Origin of the sequence: Paenibacillus planticolens (assembly GCF_013141725.1) — a bacterium.
Classification (GTDB): domain Bacteria; phylum Bacillota; class Bacilli; order Paenibacillales; family NBRC-103111; genus Paenibacillus_E; species Paenibacillus_E planticolens.
Genome location: NZ_WHNZ01000061.1, coordinates 176,679 through 194,999, shown reverse-complemented (window position 1 = coordinate 194,999; position 18,321 = coordinate 176,679). Strand labels below are relative to the sequence as shown.

The 18,321-nt window shown below is 50.1% G+C and carries 22 protein-coding genes; 18 read left to right on the top strand and 4 right to left on the bottom strand.

The features are described 5' to 3' along the window. Positions 1-7: 7 nt before the first annotated feature. Positions 8-88 carry a stage V sporulation protein SpoVM gene (spoVM, locus tag GC097_RS25305; RefSeq protein WP_014652194.1) on the top strand — a complete coding sequence of 27 codons (81 nt, stop codon included), beginning with the start codon at positions 8-10 and terminating at the stop codon, positions 86-88. Between the two features lie 95 nt (positions 89-183). Here spoVM and rpmB read toward each other — a convergent pair whose 3' ends face one another. Further along, on the bottom strand, positions 184-372 hold the full coding sequence (rpmB, locus tag GC097_RS25300; RefSeq protein ID WP_127452218.1) for a 50S ribosomal protein L28: 189 nt from the start codon (positions 370-372) through the stop codon (positions 184-186). 339 nt (positions 373-711) lie between these two features. On the opposite strand from rpmB, the gene GC097_RS25295 reads away from it, so the two are divergent. From GC097_RS25295 to GC097_RS25225, 15 genes are all read left to right on the top strand, one after another. After that, the gene (locus tag GC097_RS25295; protein WP_171686061.1) at positions 712-1,071 is read left to right on the top strand and encodes an Asp23/Gls24 family envelope stress response protein; all 360 of its coding nucleotides are present in this window, start codon (positions 712-714) and stop codon (positions 1,069-1,071) included. Between the two features lie 29 nt (positions 1,072-1,100). Beyond that, positions 1,101-2,834 (top strand): fatty acid kinase ATP-binding subunit FakA, encoded by a 1,734-nt coding sequence (locus GC097_RS25290; protein ID WP_171686060.1) that lies wholly within the window; start codon positions 1,101-1,103, stop codon positions 2,832-2,834. Positions 2,835-2,882: 48 nt separating this feature from the next. Further along, positions 2,883-3,740, top strand: a complete 858-nt coding sequence (locus tag GC097_RS25285) for a fatty acid kinase binding subunit FakB (RefSeq protein WP_171686059.1) — start codon at positions 2,883-2,885, stop codon at positions 3,738-3,740. Positions 3,741-3,743: 3 nt separating this feature from the next. Further along, complete coding sequence (gene recG, locus GC097_RS25280; protein ID WP_171686058.1) at positions 3,744-5,789, top strand: ATP-dependent DNA helicase RecG; 2,046 nt, start codon at positions 3,744-3,746, stop codon at positions 5,787-5,789. A 278-nt stretch (positions 5,790-6,067) separates the two neighbouring features. Further along, positions 6,068-7,387 (top strand): alpha-L-fucosidase, encoded by a 1,320-nt coding sequence (locus GC097_RS25275; RefSeq protein ID WP_171686057.1) that lies wholly within the window; start codon positions 6,068-6,070, stop codon positions 7,385-7,387. A gap of 131 nt (positions 7,388-7,518) precedes the next feature. Next, on the top strand, positions 7,519-7,755 hold the full coding sequence (locus GC097_RS25270) for a DUF1294 domain-containing protein (protein WP_171686056.1): 237 nt from the start codon (positions 7,519-7,521) through the stop codon (positions 7,753-7,755). 67 nt (positions 7,756-7,822) lie between these two features. Continuing rightward, the gene (locus tag GC097_RS25265; protein WP_171686374.1) at positions 7,823-8,110 is read left to right on the top strand and encodes a stage VI sporulation protein F; all 288 of its coding nucleotides are present in this window, start codon (positions 7,823-7,825) and stop codon (positions 8,108-8,110) included. Positions 8,111-8,325: 215 nt separating this feature from the next. Then, positions 8,326-8,697, top strand: a complete 372-nt coding sequence (locus tag GC097_RS25260; RefSeq protein WP_171686055.1) for a YhjD family protein — start codon at positions 8,326-8,328, stop codon at positions 8,695-8,697. Then, complete coding sequence (locus tag GC097_RS25255) at positions 8,694-9,962, top strand: DNA polymerase IV (RefSeq protein WP_171686054.1); 1,269 nt, start codon at positions 8,694-8,696, stop codon at positions 9,960-9,962. The genes GC097_RS25260 and GC097_RS25255 overlap by 4 nt, the downstream gene beginning before the upstream one ends. Beyond that, entirely contained in the window at positions 9,959-10,456 is a 498-nt protein-coding gene (locus GC097_RS25250; protein WP_171686053.1) for a YhjD family protein, read from the top strand. The genes GC097_RS25255 and GC097_RS25250 overlap by 4 nt, the downstream gene beginning before the upstream one ends. A gap of 171 nt (positions 10,457-10,627) precedes the next feature. Further along, positions 10,628-11,308 (top strand): SOS response-associated peptidase, encoded by a 681-nt coding sequence (locus GC097_RS25245; RefSeq protein WP_171686052.1) that lies wholly within the window; start codon positions 10,628-10,630, stop codon positions 11,306-11,308. A 27-nt stretch (positions 11,309-11,335) separates the two neighbouring features. Continuing rightward, positions 11,336-12,499: a metallophosphoesterase gene (locus GC097_RS25240; RefSeq protein ID WP_171686051.1), complete on the top strand. Its 1,164-nt coding sequence runs from the start codon at positions 11,336-11,338 to the stop codon at positions 12,497-12,499. Between the two features lie 6 nt (positions 12,500-12,505). Beyond that, positions 12,506-13,054, top strand: coding sequence for a hypothetical protein (locus tag GC097_RS25235; RefSeq protein WP_171686050.1), 549 nt, complete (start codon positions 12,506-12,508; stop codon positions 13,052-13,054). A 7-nt stretch (positions 13,055-13,061) separates the two neighbouring features. Next, positions 13,062-14,108: a CobW family GTP-binding protein gene (locus tag GC097_RS25230; protein WP_171686049.1), complete on the top strand. Its 1,047-nt coding sequence runs from the start codon at positions 13,062-13,064 to the stop codon at positions 14,106-14,108. 80 nt (positions 14,109-14,188) lie between these two features. Continuing rightward, entirely contained in the window at positions 14,189-14,650 is a 462-nt protein-coding gene (locus GC097_RS25225) for a Fur family transcriptional regulator (RefSeq protein WP_171686373.1), read from the top strand. 203 nt (positions 14,651-14,853) lie between these two features. On the opposite strand, the gene GC097_RS25220 is transcribed toward GC097_RS25225, so the two are convergent. Beyond that, the gene (locus tag GC097_RS25220) at positions 14,854-15,906 is read right to left on the bottom strand and encodes a polysaccharide deacetylase family protein (RefSeq protein WP_171686048.1); all 1,053 of its coding nucleotides are present in this window, start codon (positions 15,904-15,906) and stop codon (positions 14,854-14,856) included. A 171-nt stretch (positions 15,907-16,077) separates the two neighbouring features. Here GC097_RS25220 and GC097_RS25215 point away from each other — a divergent pair, with 171 nt between their 5' ends. Further along, positions 16,078-17,151 carry a WD40/YVTN/BNR-like repeat-containing protein gene (locus tag GC097_RS25215; RefSeq protein WP_171686047.1) on the top strand — a complete coding sequence of 358 codons (1,074 nt, stop codon included), beginning with the start codon at positions 16,078-16,080 and terminating at the stop codon, positions 17,149-17,151. Here the strand turns inward: GC097_RS25215 and GC097_RS25210 are convergent. Further along, positions 17,144-17,638, bottom strand: coding sequence for a GNAT family N-acetyltransferase (locus tag GC097_RS25210; protein ID WP_171686046.1), 495 nt, complete (start codon positions 17,636-17,638; stop codon positions 17,144-17,146). The two genes, GC097_RS25215 and GC097_RS25210, sit on opposite strands and share 8 nt — an antisense overlap. Before the next feature lie 126 nt (positions 17,639-17,764). Here GC097_RS25210 and GC097_RS25205 point away from each other — a divergent pair, with 126 nt between their 5' ends. Then, a complete protein-coding gene (locus GC097_RS25205; RefSeq protein ID WP_171686045.1) occupies positions 17,765-18,049 on the top strand; it encodes a hypothetical protein in 285 nt (94 codons plus the stop codon). A gap of 64 nt (positions 18,050-18,113) precedes the next feature. Here the strand turns inward: GC097_RS25205 and GC097_RS25200 are convergent, their stop codons facing one another. Next, positions 18,114-18,284, bottom strand: a complete 171-nt coding sequence (locus GC097_RS25200; protein ID WP_171686044.1) for a hypothetical protein — start codon at positions 18,282-18,284, stop codon at positions 18,114-18,116. Positions 18,285-18,321 lie beyond the last annotated feature (37 nt).

Sequence of the window (18,321 nt, the reverse complement as noted above, 5' to 3'; positions counted from 1 at the left end):
GTAGAGAATGAAGTTCTACACAATCAAACTACCGAAATTTTTGGGTGGATTCGTGAAAGCTGTGCTTAATACGTTTAGCAAAAACTAAGTAAGCCAACACATACGAATGCCATTTCCCAGAAATGCAAAAAAAGCACCGGTAAGGTGCTTTTTGTCTTTTACATAAGTATAAGTATCCGAAAATTAAACGCGAGCCACTTTACCGGATTTCAACGCACGAGCACTTACGTAAACCCGTTTTGGTTTACCATCAACGAGGATGCGAACCTTTTGAACGTTAACTCCCCAAGTACGCTTGTTTTTATTGTTAGCGTGGGACACGTGGTTTCCTGATTTAGGACTTTTACCTGTAACGAAACATTTGCGGGACATGTTTGACACCTCCTTCGGCAGTATACAAAGCAGCCTGGGTGGCAAGCCTAAGCTTGACATGACAGCTTTCCTCAAATTTAGACTTTGCTTGTTGCGATCCTTATAATAACCAGCAAAAACATACTTAAACATAATAGCATAGCAAAAGGAGGGGAGTCAACGAATTACCTTCATTTTTGCCGTTTATTTATGAAGTATGTTATAGTACAATGAAGATTAGTCAACCTTTCCGAATACATAGCAGTTGACGATTGAAGCCGATTTTGCTAGAGCAAAGCAGGAACGGGAATACTTATAAAGTTGTCTTGTTTAAGTGAAACATGAAGGAGTTGTTAGATAATGCCAATTGAACTCACAACCGAGTATGGAAAAGTGTATATTACCAATGAAGTGATTTCAACTCTGGCGGGATCCGCTGCGTTAGATTGTTATGGACTTGTTGGGATGGCGACCAGAAAGCAATTGAAAGACGGCATAGCAGAACTGCTGGGACGGGACAATTTGAGCCGCGGTGTCGAAGTTCGTCGGGAGAACGGGCGACTCGAGATTGATCTTTATATTATTGTCAGCTATGGAACCAAAATATCCGTCGTTGCCGGCAATGTCCAAACGAAAGTCAAATATATTTTGAACGATGTCGTAGGGCTGCATGTGGACGATGTGAACATTTTTGTTCAAGGCGTTCGTGTAGCCAAATAAAAGCCCGATAACCAGGAAGGGGAATCACTTTGAGTAAGCGCTTTATTTCAATAAATGGAAATGACTTCACTGCCATGGTCTTGGCGGGTGCGGATAACCTTCGCCGAAATGTAGACAAGGTTAATGGATTGAATGTTTTCCCTGTACCCGACGGAGATACCGGCACCAACATGAATTTAACACTCACTGCAGGTTGTGAGGAACTGAAAAAGAAGCCATCCTCTCATATTGGGAAAGCAGCTGATGCATTGTCCAAAGGGTTACTGATGGGCGCCAGAGGCAACTCAGGGGTTATTCTGTCACAGCTGTTTCGCGGATTCGCGAAGCATGTGCACGATCTGGAGAATGTGAATACACAGCAATTCGCGGCTGCGCTGCAGCAAGGGGTAGAGACAGCTTACAAGGCTGTCGTGAAGCCGGTTGAAGGCACAATTTTGACAGTATCCAAAGAAGCGGCTAAACATGCCACGCAGTATAGACGCGGAGGCGACTTGCTCGATCTTATGCAGGAGGTTTTGAGCAAGGCGAAGGAAGCCCTCGCCAGAACGCCTGAGCAGCTCGCTGTGCTCAAGCAGGTTGGGGTGGTAGATGCAGGCGGTCAAGGGCTTGTCTGCGTGTATGAGGGCTTTGTGACGGCGTTAAACGGCGGTCTGGTTCAAGTGGAGGAAGACTATGCGACGATGGATACAAGGCTGGATACGGTTTCCGTCGTTCCGGGCATGAATCTAGCGAAAGAAGTACACGCGCATCTTCCGGCTCAAGCACATCTTGCTACAGAAGATATTGAATTCGGCTATTGTACGGAATTTATGCTGACGATTGCACCTGGCAAGGTGAAAGGGCTTGTTTTCGACGAAAGCAAATTTCGCGAGCAGCTTGGCAAACTAGGGGATTCATTGCTCGTCGTCGCCGATGACGAACTGGTGAAGGTGCATATTCATGCGGAATATCCCGGTGAAGTCATGAATCAAGCGATGAATTACGGCGCACTCAGCCGCATCAAAATTGAAAATATGCGCGATCAGCATTCACATATATTAGGAGATATGGCCACGGAAGGGTACGAAGCCTCTGCTCCGGCTGCCGTTGCCGCGCCAGCACCAAATAAACCGTATGGTTTCGTTGCGGTCGCTTTAGGTGAGGGCATTACGGAGATTTTCTCGAGCGTAGGCGTTGATGTCGTTTTGTCCGGCGGACAAACGATGAATCCAAGCACGGAGGATATCGTGAACGCGGTGAACAGCATTGAGGCCGAAACGATCTTTGTTCTGCCGAACAACTCGAACATTATTTTGGCCGCGCAGCAAGCTGCTGATTTGGTCGACAAAACCTTGATTGTAATTCCGTCGAAGTCGATTCCCCAAGGTCTTGCCGCTATTCTGGCGTTTCAAGAGAAAGCCGATGCCAAGACGAACACGGAAGCGATGCAGGAATCACTTCGCCGCGTAAAGTCCGGCCAAGTGACTTACGCCGTTCGTGACACGAATATGGACGGCATCGACATTAAACAGGGGCATTTTATCGGTATCCAAGATGGCCGGATTGTGTCTTCGCAGCCGAGTCTGATGGATGCTTGCAAGAAGCTGCTGGAAGAAATGATTGACGAAGGCAGCGAGATCGTGACGATCCTTACCGGAGAAGACGCCGTAGAAGCAGAAACGGAAGAGCTGGAAGCTTTCATTCAGGCGCTCTATCCCGAGATTGAAGTCGAGCTTCATCCCGGCGGACAGCCATTGTACGCGTACCTGTTCTCTGTAGAGTAAACGATCATCCCCGCGGTGGATGAATTTCGGGAAATGGAGTGAGCCCTGTTGACAACTATACGTATTGTAACGGACAGCACGGCCGATATACCGCTTTCGCTTAGGCAAGAGCTTAACATTGAGATGGTGCCGCTCAAGATTCATTTTGGAGATGAACAATTTTTAGATACGGTGACGCTGCGCTCCGAGGAGTTTTATCCGAAGCTGATCTCGTCACCTCATTTTCCCAGAACTTCACAACCGTCTCCTGCGGAGTTTCTGGACTTATATCAGAGTTTGCTGGAAGAGCCGGATACGGAAATCATTTCGATTCATTTATCTTCTGCGCTGAGCGGGACATACCAGTCGGCTTTGCTGGCCTCCACGATGCTGGAGGAGCATGAGGGCAAGGTTCATGTGTACGATTCCCGCTCCGCTTCCTACGGCATTGGCGCGCTTGTTATCACTGCTGCGAAAGCGGCTAAGGCAGGGAAAAGCGCTGCTGAAATTATTGAGCTCGTACAAAAGGTAAGAGAGAACTTTTACATATACTTCCTCGTAGATACGCTTGAATTTCTGCAAAAAGGCGGAAGAATCGGCAAAGCGTCCGCGCTGTTCGGTTCTTTGCTGAATATTAAGCCCATTCTCTCCATAGATCGCGAGGGGGAAGTGGCGGCTATTGATAAAGTCCGGGGTCAAAAGAAAGCGATCGCACGCATTCTGGAGCTGCTCGCGGCAGACGTGCCTGATCGCAGCATTCCCCGGTTACATATTGCCCATGCAAACAATTTGGAAGGCGCGGAGCTGCTGCGGGAAGCCATTATGCAGCAATTTGAGGTGCAGCAAGTGGACTACATCACACTGGGGCCTGTCATTGGCGCACACGCCGGACCCGGTACGATCGCAGCGTTCGTCAGCACGGTGTAAGCGATGGATTTAAATCAAATTGCAGTACGCGAAGTCCATGGAGTCGGCGCTCAAAAGGCACTTGAGCTGAACGCCATGGGCATTTTTACGGTTATGGATTTACTGGAGTATGTGCCGTTCCGGTATGAGGATTATACGGTGCGCGATATCGCGAGCGTGAAGGACGGCGACCGCGTCACGGTGAAAGGGTATATCATCGGGGAGCCGGTGCTCCAGCGCTACAGCGGCAAATCCCGACTATCCTGCAAGGTGATGGTCGATGATTTTCTCTTGACGGCGGTGTGGTTTAACCGCCACTTTTTGAAGGACCGCTTGCGGCCGCAGCAGGAGATTATCCTGACCGGCAAATGGGATGGCAAGCGCAGGCAAATGAGCGTGTCCGATTCCGAGTTTCCCGGACAAGGCGATTCGAATACCGGCACCATTCAGCCGGTCTATTCGGTTGCAGGCTCCCTTACGCAAAAGTGGATGCGTAAGGTCATTCAGCAGGCGCTGACGCAGTACAGCGCCATGGTCAGTGAAGTGCTGCCGGCCGGACTTACCGGCAAGTACGGGTTTATGCCGCGCAGCAAGGCGCTGGCTGTCATCCACACGCCGAGCGGTGTGGAGGAAGGCAAGCAGGCGCGCAGGCGCATGGTGTATGAGGAGCTGTTCCTGTTCCAGCTCAAGCTGCAGGCTTACCGCGCCGTGACGCGCAGCCGCGCGGACGGGGTGCAGCAGCAGGTGGATCTGCCTGCTGTTCGCGCCTTCGTGCGCGCGCTGCCCTTCCAGTTGACGGAGTCGCAGAAGAAGGTCGTTGGCGAAATCCTGCACGATATGCAGGAGCCTTACAGCATGAACCGGCTGCTGCAAGGCGATGTCGGCGCCGGGAAGACGATCGTCGCGGCCATAGGCCTCTACGCGACGGTCAAAGCCGGCTACCAAGGCGCGCTGATGGTGCCGACGGAGATTCTTGCCGAGCAGCACAAGAGCTCGCTCGACCGCTTGTTCGAGCCCTACGGGCTGCAGGTGGCGCTGCTGACAGGCAGCTCGACGGACCGCCAGCGGCGGGATCTGCTCGCGTCCTTGCAGATGGGCATGATCAACGTGCTGGTGGGTACGCATGCACTTATTCAAGAGGACGTCTACTTCCGCCAGCTGGGGCTGGTCGTGACGGACGAGCAGCACCGCTTCGGGGTGAACCAGCGCAGTATTTTGCGGCGCAAGGGGATGAACCCCGACGTACTGACGATGACGGCGACGCCGATTCCGCGCACGCTGGCGATTACAGCTTTCGGCGACATGGATGTGTCGACGCTGCGCGAGCTGCCGAAAGGCCGCAAGCCGATCAAGACTTATGCCGTCCAGCATAGCATGCTGGAGCGCGTGCTTGGGTTCATCCAGCGCGAGGTGGCGGCAGGACGGCAGGCGTATGTCATTTGTCCGCTCATCGAAGAGTCGGACAAGCTGGACGTGCAGAATGCCATCGACGTCCAGATTCAGCTGCAGCAGCACTTCCCGCATATGCGGATCGGACTGCTGCACGGGCGGATGAGCGCGCAGGAGAAGGAAGCCATCATGCGCGCGTTCAAGGAAGGGGCCGTGGAGACGCTGGTGTCGACCACGGTCATCGAGGTTGGCGTGGATGTGCCGAACGCCACGCTGATGGTCATCTACGACGCCGACCGCTTCGGCCTGTCGCAGCTGCACCAGCTGCGCGGGCGGGTGGGACGCGGCGAGCACCAGTCCTTCTGCGTGCTCATCGCCGACCCGAAGACCGAGGTCGGCAAAGAGCGCATGAAGGCGATGACCGACACCGCCGACGGCTTTGAGATCGCCCGGCGCGATCTCGAGCTGCGCGGGCCGGGGGACTTCTTCGGCACGAAGCAGAGCGGGCTTCCGGAGTTCCGCGTCGCGGATATGATGGCCGACTTCGAGGTCATGGAGCAGGCGCGCGATGATGCCGCAGAGCTCGTCGGTGATTCCTCGTTCTGGACCGGGGCGTCCTTCATGCCGCTGAGGGCTTACTTGGAGCGTGCTCATATTTTCGATAGCGAAGTGTTAGATTAATCGAAGAGGACGACTTATAAGAACGCTAGGATGGACTGCAGATAACTGTCAGTCGTTGATCCTAGCGTTTTTTTGCTGCCTGCATCCTTTTATCCGCACACAGCTTTATCCCCTATGCGGCAGGCAGAATGTTAATTATATGCTAATTGAGGTTAGTTTCGTATCTGTTTATTGGAGCGCAGCCTTAGTAGAATTAAGCGTAGAGGTTAAGTGGACTCACAGTTCTTCAAAGGACTTGGAGCACCTATTTCATTTTAATGGCGAAAGGTGTGTAGGAAATGACTAACCAGGATCCGATTATTCAAGAACGAACAGAGCGCACGCAGTGGTTTCTGCAAGATCGATTCGGGATGTTTATTCATTGGGGACTGTACGCGATTCCGGCTAGAGGCGAGTGGGTGCGAAGCGTTGAGCGCATTTCGGTAGAGGACTATCAGACGTACTATGATGAATTTGATCCTGTCCGTTATGATCCTAAGGCATGGGCGCGCGCCGCAAAGCAAGCGGGTATGAAATATGCGGTATTGACGGCCAAGCATCATGACGGTTTTTGTTTATTTGATAGCGCTCTCACAACGTATAAATCAACGAATACACGGGCCGGTCGAGACTTGGTTCGCGAGTTTCTTGAAGCGTTCCGTGCGGAAGGCTTGAAAGTGGGGCTCTATTACTCGTTAATCGATTGGCATCATGAGGATTATCCGGCTTACGGCGATCGCATTCATCCGATGCGGAATGAGGAGAGCTTCGTAAGAAATCCGGAGACGTTCGATCGATATCTGCAGTATATGCACGGGCAAGTGAAAGAACTGCTGACGAACTATGGCAAGCTGGATGTGATGTGGTTTGATTTCTCCTACGATAACATGAAGGGGGAGACCTGGAAAGCGACGGAGCTGATGGCGATGATTCGATCCCTGCAGCCCCATATCATCGTCGACAACCGGTTGGATGCAAGCGGCGAAGAAGGCGGCAGTATTTTCACGAACAATCCGCTGAGCTATTCGGGCGACTTCGCTTCACCGGAACAAATCATTCCGCCGCAAGGCGTAACGGATCACGAGGGCAATCCGATTCCATGGGAAGCTTGCATCACGCTGAATAACAACTGGGGGTACGCCGCCCAGGATTTCCAATATAAATCCCCGACTACGGTCATCAGGAAACTGGTGGAATGCGTCAGTAAAAACGGCAATTTGCTCTTGAATGTGGGTCCTAATGCGCTTGGCGAAATTCCGAAGGAGACATTGGACATTTTGGCGGAGATCGGCGACTGGATTCAGAAAAATGGGAACAGCATTTACGGCTGCGGGCAAGCCGATTGGCCTAAGCCGGAATGGGGCAGATATACGCAAAAGGGCAATCTGCTGTATGCCCACTTGTTCGAGGAAAGCGTCGGCCCCATTAACCTGAATGGCTTGGCCGGCAAGGTGAAGAAAGCAAGGCTGCTCTCCGACGGTTCCGAGCTCTTCCTAAACCGTCCTTGGAGCGCCGCCCAGTATCCGGACGACGCGTTCGTTAGTTTAGCCAGACCGGAGCACTTCAGCTATCCGCTGCCGGATAAGAGAGCAACGGTTGTGGAGTTGGAGTTATTGTAAGTTACTGTAAGTTATAAATAAACATTTGACCGCGCCCGCATTCGATTTTAAGATAATAGTAGTCTCATGATTATTATTTTGGAAACGAAGGTGCACTGAATTTGACTTATTTTCTTGTATATTTACTGCTGATGAATATCATTACTTTTATAGAAATGGGACACGACAAGGGACAAGCCAAGAAAGGCGGCCGCAGAGTCCCAGAGAAGCGGCTTTTTCTGCTAGCTGCGCTTGGCGGCGGAATCGGCGGCTGGCTCGGCATGCGGGTCTGGCGGCATAAGACCAAGCATACCTCATTCGTTATCGGCATCCCGCTGCTTGTTGCGTTAAATTGCCTGTGTGTCATTCTGATCGCCATTTATATGTAGTCAAGTTTGTGTTCGTTCCCTCATAGATATAGAAGCATGACGGGATATCGGAGGTACGAACATGAGCATGAGCTACCAGCAGTACGGCATCGAGCCTGCGTTGATTGAGCGGGTCAAATTCAAATTGAAAAACCCAGAGGTCAAGGAACGCATAACCATGCTGCTTCAAGGCGTTACGAAAGCCGATTTGCAAAATCGCACGAAGGTCACGCGCCTGATCGGGCTTGCCGCCGGAATTCTCGGCGAGAAGCTGACCGGAAGCCAAGCGAATCAAGTGCTGGAGTTCGTTCTTAGCCAAAAAATCGATCCCTCCAACGCTTTTCACCTGATCAGACTATGGGCCATGTTTCGATAAGCCAGATAAAAATACCGCCTGCAGGGTCTCAACGACCTGGTCAGGCGGTATTTTTTTATACTTTTGCTTCGCATCTACCTTGACAAACGCGCTCGTCCTCAAAGGACGACGAAGTCGTTTATCCTTGCTTCCTAAAAAAACCACTTGCATAACGAATACGTGTTCGGTATATAATAAGTAACACGAATATATGTTCGCATATGGTGGTGAAAAATATGAGTGTTCATGCAAGAATTGAGACAGAAGAGGATGTTCAAATTATTAAGGAGTATACGCTGCTGCCCATTTTGCTCGATATGTTGGCAAGGGACATGGAGGAACTTAAGGTCTATAAGGATAAAATTGTGTACAATCATATTCTTTTTTACCTCAGAGAGGTGGAGACCGCCATTTATCCTCAATTACAAAGCATTAAGAGCGTTATGAAGAAAAGGGATATTAAAGTGATCCATACCGAAATGAATTCATTAGGTATTAACGTAGAGTACAAAGTTAGGGGCTACATCCATCATTTCACGATGCTGCGCAGCTTAGTCAAGGCAGAACTGATGACTACGCTGATGAATATGCGGGGGGGATTACGGTGAGCAAAGGAAAGGAGCGGACGATATTCCTAGCGGATTGTCAGAGCTTCTACGCAAGCGTAGAGAAAGCGGATCATCCGGGTTGCAGGGATAAACCGGTAGCGGTCGCAGGCGACCCTGCTATGAGATCCGGCATTGTTCTAGCGGCTTGTCCCATTGCCAAAAAATTTGGCGTTTCCACGGCCGAGCGGCTGGGTGAAGCGCTCAAGAAATGTCCCGATCTGGTCGTTATGCGTCCGCGGATGCAGCATTACATTGATGTTTCGCTGATGATTACCAAAATATACGAAGAATTTACCGATCTTGTTGAGGTTTTCAGTATTGACGAACAGTTTCTGGACGTTACGGCAAGCTTGCCTATTTTCGGCGACCCGGATACGATTGCGATGACCATCCAGCGAAAGGTGCTGCAGCAAACGGGAGTGAAGGTGCGCATCGGCATCAGTTCGAATAAAATACTGGCGAAGATCGCAACCGACATTTGGGCTAAAAAGAGTGACAGCGGCATCTTCACACTGCGCCCGTCCGCCGTAGAGGAAAACTTATGGAAGCAGCCTATTAGCAAAATGTTTGGTGTCGGCTCGCGCATGACCGCACATTTCGCTAGGCTGGGCATGTATACGATCGGGGATGTGGCAAGAACGCCGCTGCCGCTGCTCAAGGACAAATTCCGCGCACGTTTTGGCAAGCAATCGGACATCCACGCGGAAGTAATGTGGCGAACGGCGAACGGGCTGGATGATAGTCCGGTCACACCCGGTACGTTCGATACGCCTCCGAAATCGATTGGCCATATGATGACTCTTCCAAGGGACTATGCGGAATCCTCTGAGGTGGATACGATTCTGCTCGAGCTTACCGAGGAGGTGTGCCGTGATTGCCGTCGCAAGGGATATATGGCGTCTATCGTTACTGTCAGCTGCATGTGCAGTCCGTTTGACGCGCCGACAGGCTTCTCGCGTCAGATGAAGATGCCCGACCCTACGAATCATACTGGAACCGTATTTCAAGCCGTCAAAAAGCTTTTCTACAAGTTTTGGGACACAATGCCTGTCCGCCGCGCCGGCGTGATGCTAAGCCAGTTTGTCGACGATGATACGTATCAGCTTACGCTGTTTGAGGATCAGATTAAGGCGAGGACGCTGGAGAAAGTAACGGACAGTATCAAGGACCGATTCGGCAACGCAGCGATTGTGCGGGCTTCCTCGCTGACGACAGCCGGTCAAGCACAGCACAGAGCGCTCAAAATCGGGGGGCATTATAAATGAGCAAGAAACTGGAAAAGAACGGTCTGTGGGAATCCAGCAGAATGATGCTGCCCCAGCACCGGGAAGCGCTGCAAAATCTACGCAGCGGCAGGCCTGCCCCGGCAAGTCGGCCAACAGCGGAGGACATTGGGATTATGAGAGATTACGTGCTGTTGCCCCTGATGCATGGGATGATCAAAAGAAAGGCCGTTGAAATCGAAAAATCCGCCGAAACGTTGAGACAGCTCTATGCACGCGTCGCCCACGCGCTTGCCGCCCAAATTCAAGCCGACGTAAGTGAAACGAAAACGAAAATGATGAACAGAAGCATTCAATTGATGGAAGAAGAAAAGAATGACCGGGCTATTCATTACCGCTATGTTTGCCGCGGACATGAAGACACGCTGATAATTGCGAAAGACTACATGCGTGCTGAAATGAGCGTGCGAACAGCCAGATACATTGATCAATTGCTCACGGGCATGTACAAGAAAACGGATGAACACAAAACGTAGATCACGACATACCAAAAGAAGATAACGCATAACCGCAGCCCGCTGGAGAACGACTCCTCGGGCTGTACGAATTGACGTGAGTATCTCTTTTTCACATAATGGAGAAGAGGAATAGCAACCCGGACAGCGGGAAATGCTCTTTAGGACATATGAGGCAAAGGATGTGCAGCCATGTGCGGACGCTATACGATTACCGTCACGTTAGAGGAACTGATGCTGCGGTATGATACCTACTACAAATATCCTGCGAGATACAGTCCCAAATACAATGTGGCCCCTGGGCAACAAGTTATGGCGATCGTGCATGACGGTGAGAAAAATAAGCTTGGCGAACTGCGTTGGGGACTCGTTCCGGAATGGGCGAAGGACGAGAAGCTAGGCTATCAGATGCTCAATGCACGGGCGGAAACGCTGGCGGACAAGCCTGCTTTCCGCAAGCCGTTCGAGCGCAAACGCTGCCTGATTCCGGCGGATTCCTTCTACGACTGGAAGGGGGAGGGCAAACAGAAGCAGCCTATGCGAATTATGCTTCGCAGCAAAGAGATCTTTAGCATGGCGGGGCTGTATGACACATGGACAGCTCCGGATGGCACTCGCCTATCTACCTGCACCGTAATTACCACAGAAGCGAACGAAATGATGGCCGATATTCATGAGCGCATGCCGGTCATTTTACAGCGGGAAGCGGAAGCGGTTTGGCTCAATCGCAGCATAACGAACACGAAAGTGCTCCGCCCGCTGCTGAAGCCGTACCCGTCGGAGAGCATGTACGCATACCCCGTGTCCAGCCGGGTAGGCAATGTGCGCAATGATGATGAGTTATGTATAGAGCCGCTAAGCCTGCTGCTGTAGGCGGGCCTAAAGAATAGGAGAGCTACAATGAAAACACGCACGGTTTTAAGCATTGCCCTCATATTTGCCATTATTTTTGGTCTGAACGGTTACATTGGCTGGCACGGTCATGTTTTTCTGTCAAACCAGCTAGGTTCGTCGTTTCATCCAGGCATATACTGGGTTGTCTTCTGGATTGTCGCCTTATCGTATTTATTGGCATGGGCCGGTTCCAAAGTGCTGCCGGCAGGTATGTCCAGAGTATTAAAAATCATCGGTTCTTACTGGCTGGCCGTCATGCAGTTCGGTTTTCTGCTGCTGCCGCCGACAGACCTGATCGCAGGAATTTTACATTTGGCATCCGTACCCGCGGATACATACATTCCGATTCTGGGATGGATAGATGCCGGGATCCTCGCTATTGCCATGATTCGCGGTGCCTACAATGCACAAAGCCCTATTATAAGAAAGTATGAGATTTCGATTCCGAAAAAAGCGGGTGACTGGGAGCAGCTGCGCATCGCTGTTGCCTCTGACATTCACTTGGGATCCATTGTGGGTAACCGTCATCTGCGAAAGCTGGTTCGGCATGTTCATGAATTAAAGCCGGATTTGATTCTTTTGCCAGGAGACGTTATTGATGATGATATTAAACCGTTTATCCGCTATGATATGGGTACGACAATGCGAGAATTGCAGGCTCCGCTAGGGGTTTATGCTGTACTTGGCAACCATGAATACATCGGCGGTCATATTCCTGCCTTCGTGGAACAGATGAACAAAATCGGTATTCGCGTACTCATGGACGAAACCGTGCATATCCAAGATCGGTTGTATATCGTAGGCCGCAAAGACAAGGCAGCTGAACGGACGGCCGAGGGACGGAAATCACTTGCAGCCCTGATGGAAGGAACAGATCGTGCTCAGCCTGTTATCGTTCTGGACCATCAACCGTATCACTTAGATAAAGCCGAAGAGGCGGGAGCGGATGTCATGCTTTCGGGACATACGCACAGAGGTCAAATCAGCCCGAACCACCTGATTACAAGAAGGCTCTTTGAGCTTGATTGGGGGTACTTGCGGAAGGGAAATCTTCACGCGATCGTTTCTTCAGGTTTCGGTACATGGGGGCCCCCGATTCGCATAGGGAGCCGTTCGGAAATTATCGAGCTCATCATTCATTTTAAAAGCAACGAGAGAGAAGAGGAGTAGTTTAACATGCAAGATGCAGAAAAGAAACAAATTACACCCGCAGAATTGGCTGCGGCTATGCTGCAGTTTACAATGAAAAGTATTGAAAACGGTTGGGAAGCCATGAAGCCGGCCGTTGCCGCTTATTTAACAGACCCTGTATTAACCCAAGAGAAAGAAGATGAATTAATCAAAGAATTTTACATAGCGGCCCTGGCGCTGGAAATTTACTGTATTCCTTACGCTTTCGATGCGGAAATTGCTCGCCTTGTCAGCTCCGGCATGGGGGAAATGATGGCTTCAAGCAGTTTGTCCGAACACCGGCTGTCGGAAACGATTAGCCAGCACTACCTCCCTCGGTTGGGAACTGTAGACTCAGCTACTCCCTCGGATCTGGCCTTGGCGCTTGCCCAAGAGGCTGCGAGTATCCTATATGACCGCTTAGAGCTTCCGCTCAAGCCAACTGACCCTACGAACAGTTTGTTATGGGTCAAGCTATTTCCGTTTCTCGTTCAGCACGTAGGGAAATGGCCGATTTTATCCACGAACTTCGAAGTTATACCGGAACGGAGGTAAGAAGGGTATGGCACAGAAAAGAGTTACCGTTTATGTGTTATCCGGTTTCCTTGGGAGCGGTAAAACAACTTTACTAACCAAAGCGATTGATCATTTTACCGAAGCGGGGCACAAACCAGCCGTCATCATGAACGAGATTGGCGAAGTGAATTTGGATGGGCAGCTGGTAGCCAGTGAAGTGCCCATGTCCCAGCTGCTGGGCGGCTGCATCTGTTGTTCGAGCCGGGGCGATCTGGCGACAGCTCTTCATGAGTTAGTAACCGGAGAGCAGCCTGATGTGATTTTCATTGAATCGACGGGGATCGCGAATCCGCTGGAAATTATCGATGAAGTAACAGATGCCTCGCTTGTTATTCCCGTAGAGCTCAAAGCGGTCATTACGGTGGTGGATGCTCCACAATTGCTGGAGCTAAACCGGACAAGCCGGGGCAAAACGTACCGACTCATGAAGGAACAAATCAGGTGTGCCAACTTGCTGCTGTTGAACAAAACAGACCTATTGGAGGCAATGGCGCTGCAGGAAGTGGATGCTCTTGTGCGAGAGTGGAATCCGCATGCCTCCGTACATTTTACAGTCTTTAGTCAAATTGACATGAGACTCATTGAAATGTTGGAGGAGGAGGGGCAAACGCCGTTTGCAGATGCCGGACATTCTACAGGGCATCCCAACGCGGAGCACGCTCATGCCTCACACCATGAGGCCGGTCACGATCATGCTCAGCACGAGCAGGACAGTCATCACCATCATTCACATAGTCATGTGATGGCCTATACGCACTTTTTTGAGCGGGCAGTTGACAGCAACGCTTTTGAAGAATTGGTCAGCAAGCTTCCGCAAGAAGTGTACCGCGCTAAAGGAATTCTCAGTTTCTCAGATACTTCTAGCCGGTTCTTATTTCAATATGCCTATAGGGAAATGGATTTCGTCAAAATAACGCCAAAAGGCGAGGTGCCCGACGTTGCCGTCTTTATTGGTGAAAATTTCTCCAAAGACGCCGTTCGTTCTGCGCTGCTGAAGCTGGAAGCGATGTCCGACATAGCTGCCGAATCATAAGTCGAGAGCCGATCAGCTACTTGACGTAGGAGGTCAATTTGCTGCACTATGTTAGTAGAACATTTCATGACAGAGGGGTAATGCAGGTGGGCACTCATACACACACGATTGACGAGATGCTAAAGGCCATGTCCCGGCAAGGCTGGAGAATTACAGAGCAGCGCAGGAGTTTGGCAACATTATTTGCGGAATCAGGCAGTTATTTATCGCCGAAAGACGTTTATGAATACATGAAAGTCAAATATCCTGGCGTGAGTTTTGATACGGTTTATCGTAATCTGCGCTTGCTAAGCGAGATGGGCGTGTTGGAGCAGTTTCATTTGGCAGATGGTTTGAAGTTCAAGGCGAGCTGTTTGTCCCACCATCATCATCATATGATCTGCGTGAGCTGCGAGAAGACGGTGACGTTCGAATTTTGCCCGATGAAGCTAGTGAAAGATTTGCCGGAGAGCTTTGAAGTGCAGAGTCACCGGTTTGAAATATTTGGATATTGCTCCGACTGCAAATCGGCGGCGTCGCCGGTTAAGCCCATTGAGCATTAAAAAGTCATGGAACTTTGTTCCGTGGCTTTTTAATTTGGGGAATAGAAAAGGAGAACTTCGGCAAGCGAGTGGGAACTATGATCCCAAAGCAAAGGAGCAAAGCACATATAGCCGCTTAGCTCCTTTGACAGGCAACTATTCGCTTTTTTCTACCGTTTGGGATCTGTCCCCCATATCTATCATAGTTACTTTTGGGACAGCCCCTATTTGCTTTTTGCAACGTGAAGCAGCTCGGGAACGGTGACAAAGGTGTAGCCTGCGGCTTTGAGCTTCGCGATCAACGGTCCGATAGCCTGCACCGTCCCTGACAAATCCTGGCTTGCAGCTCCTCCGGAGTGCTGCAGGATGATGGAACCCGGCTTCGTTTGCTGCATGATATTGTTCAGCACCTGTTCCGAAGTGAGCGATTTCCAGTCAAGGGAATCGACGTTCCAGTTCACGATCAAATAATGGTGATCAGCAACCCAGCGGACTTGTTCCTCATTAATTGCGCCGTAAGGCGGGCGGATGAGCTTAGGCGCGTAGCCGATTAAACCTTGAAGCACATTTTCCGTGTTCATAATCTGGTTTTGAAACTTGTCTACCGTTAGCGTTGGTAAATTGGCATGACTGTAGGAATGATTGCCAATGACATGGCCTTCACGAACGATCCGTCTAATGATATCAGGATGAGAGCTGGCCTGAGAGCCAAGCACGAAGAAGGTTGCCTTCACTTGGTTCGCTTTGAGAGCATCAAGCACCTTAGGAGTAAAGCGCGTGTCAGGTCCATCATCGAAGGTTAACGCCACTTTCTTCTCTTGACTAGATCCGCGCAGCTTGAAGGTGTCAGGGTATTTCACAGCCAACTGGGAAAGCGTAAGCTTTTTCTGGGAAATCCGAACTTGGCCTTGGTTTTTTTGAACGGGTACAGATGGTTTTCTAGACCCGGATCCTTCCGGATGCGCGGCTTTCTTTGAATTTGTTTTGGGTGACGGGCTAGGCGTTACGGCTGTCGGTGCTGATTTAGGCTGCAGGGGTGCCAGCGGAGTAAGAGCAGGCGTTGGCGTTGGTGTTGGTGCAGCCACACTCCTTGGGCTTGGCAAAGGTTCAAAATCAAATACGCCATTATCAAGACTAGCCTCTGTTGCTGATTCTTGCTCATCGACATGCGCAATTTGCGCGGATCTCTGATCATGGTATGGCTTGCTTTTGGGCACACCGCAGCCTGCGGCTAGCAAGCAAACGATGGCAGTGGACCAAACCCACTTTGTTGTCATGGCAATCCCTCCGAGCATTATGAATATGCTCTAGCTTTTGTAAAGAAGGGGCATCCTATCCTGTGAAATAAAGGAATAACGTGCAATGGAAACGATGGACATGAACTATTTACAGCCGCAGACCGTCATAACATATACCTAACCGGAAATCGTGAAAGGAGTGAGGAGGACATGATCGCCTTGATGAACAACAAAAAATTAGTGATTTTGATTATTTTTGTGTTATGTGCAGGCTGCTTTCATGAAAAAGCCCCGACTCCATCACCACACATTACTCGCTCAACGGTAAAAGAAAAGCGGAATGCGGTGCTTTCTATGGTTCAAGGGGACAATATCCAAGTTCAGGATGAAAGTGCGCCTAAACGCAATATACCTACCAAAGGGATCACATTTGTAGATGAGCTTCATGGTTACGGATTTACTTCCGGCAACGGAGAAACTACGCTCATGCAAACCGGTGATGGCGGCATCACTTGGAAGGTTCAAAAAGGATTGGCGCCACTAACGGCACCTAGCTCGCTTTCATTTCTTGATTATCGAACAGGTTGGGTGTTGACCAAAGAAACAAATGGCCAAAAATCGGAACTTCGCCTAACCGCGGACGGCGGTCAAACGTGGGAAGTCATTGCGCAGGATTTGCCGGGGCTTGAGGGAAAGAATGAAGTTGCTTTTTTTCGGTTTTTTAATAGACAGACCGGATTGATTGCCGTTCGAAGCGACAAGGATTTGATACTGATTCGTACGCAGGATGGAGGCATCACTTGGTTAGCGTCAAATCGGATCCCCATGCCAGGTGCGGGCGTCATTACATTCCTCTCATCCAAAGAGGGCTGGTTTATGGGAGCAGGCGCATCCTCAAGCTCGGGTTCGAATGAAAAGGGGAAGGAGACGGTGGTGCTCTATCACATGACAGATGGGGGAACGTGGGAAGAAGCAGGGAAGATCGCCACTTCCCTTATGCCGCAGGCCCTAACGTTTGCCGATGCGAGCCATGGGTTCGCGCTTCTACAGTCCAATCGGCAAAATCCTGAACAAGAGCAGGGGAGACAGCTTCTTCGGACCAGTGATGGGGGCAAAACATGGAGCCAGCATACGTTTCCAACCGCATTTCAGCCGCTGGATGCGAGCTTACAGCTCAGTTTCCTTACATCAAGCAGCGGCTGGCTCTGGGATGCCCGAAATGTGTGGAAAACGAAAGACGGAGGTCTGAACTGGAAGCTGCTCTTGCCGCAGGCGGTTAAATGATTTTCTGATAGGTTACAATATCGAGAAACTTGCCCCATTTGAAGCCGACTTCGCGGAAATGAGCGCACTGTGTGTAACCATTTTTGGAAAACATATGAATACTAGGCTTGTTATCTGCGCAAATTGTGGAAATTAAGGCGTGAAAGCCGTTTTCCTTCGCGAACGCCTCAATATACTGAATGGCCGCCGAACCAACACCTTTGCCAACGCATTTCGGATGCAAATAGATCGTCACTTCTCCTGTAGTGGCATAGGCCTGCTTTTTCTTATGCGGCATGACTTGGACATAGCCTTGGATTTCTCCATCAAGTGTTATCACATAAGTCCGGAACCGCGGATTCTGATGAACGACACTTTCTGTGAACTCAGCGATTTCAACAGGCTCAGTATGAAAAGAAGCAGTCGAATTCATTACGAAATGGTTGTATATTTCCATTAATGAAGGGATATCGGACGCTTCTAATGGCTTAAACATAATTGTAGACATGTTAGATTTCCTGACTCCTTATCTTCTTTTTACATAGACATCTAGCATTATTCCATGTATCTTAGATATAATAGCTTACTTTTGATAGAAGATAAAGTTGAAACATCGCAAAATAGGGGGAGTCACATGTCGGGCAATTCAGGCTACATTCTCGTGATCGTCGTTGGAATCATCGTACTTGCAGGTCTTACATTCATGAATCTTCGCAAAATTAGCAGATCCACAGCGGACTTGACCCAACTCAAAAAAAGAACGCTTCTCTGGAGCGAAATATCGTTGGCGCTTTTCGTTCTGCAGTTGTTCTTCCGCGATCGTCAAGGCGGGTTCCTGCTGTTCTTTGGCATTCTTACGCTATTTACAGGCGCGCACTACCTGGGTGTGCTGTATTATTCGAAAAAAAGAGGCAAATAAAAAGCGAGGTGAGGCTTTCCTAAGTAGTTTGGGCTACTGAAGGAAAGTCTCTTTTTTATGGAGATTACTTGTTCCAGCTTGCTGGCTGTGTTTTCGTTGGCGATTTTAGCTTCTGGTACCATTTTTTCTTTTTCTTTTGTTCCAGTAACGTTTTTAGCTGCAGCATGACAAGCTTCGCCCTGTCTTCATCGGCATATTTGCCCCGCAGACGTTCAAAAATCGTAGGATCTTGCATGGGATGGGATACCTTCTTTTCTGACTGTAAGATAAAT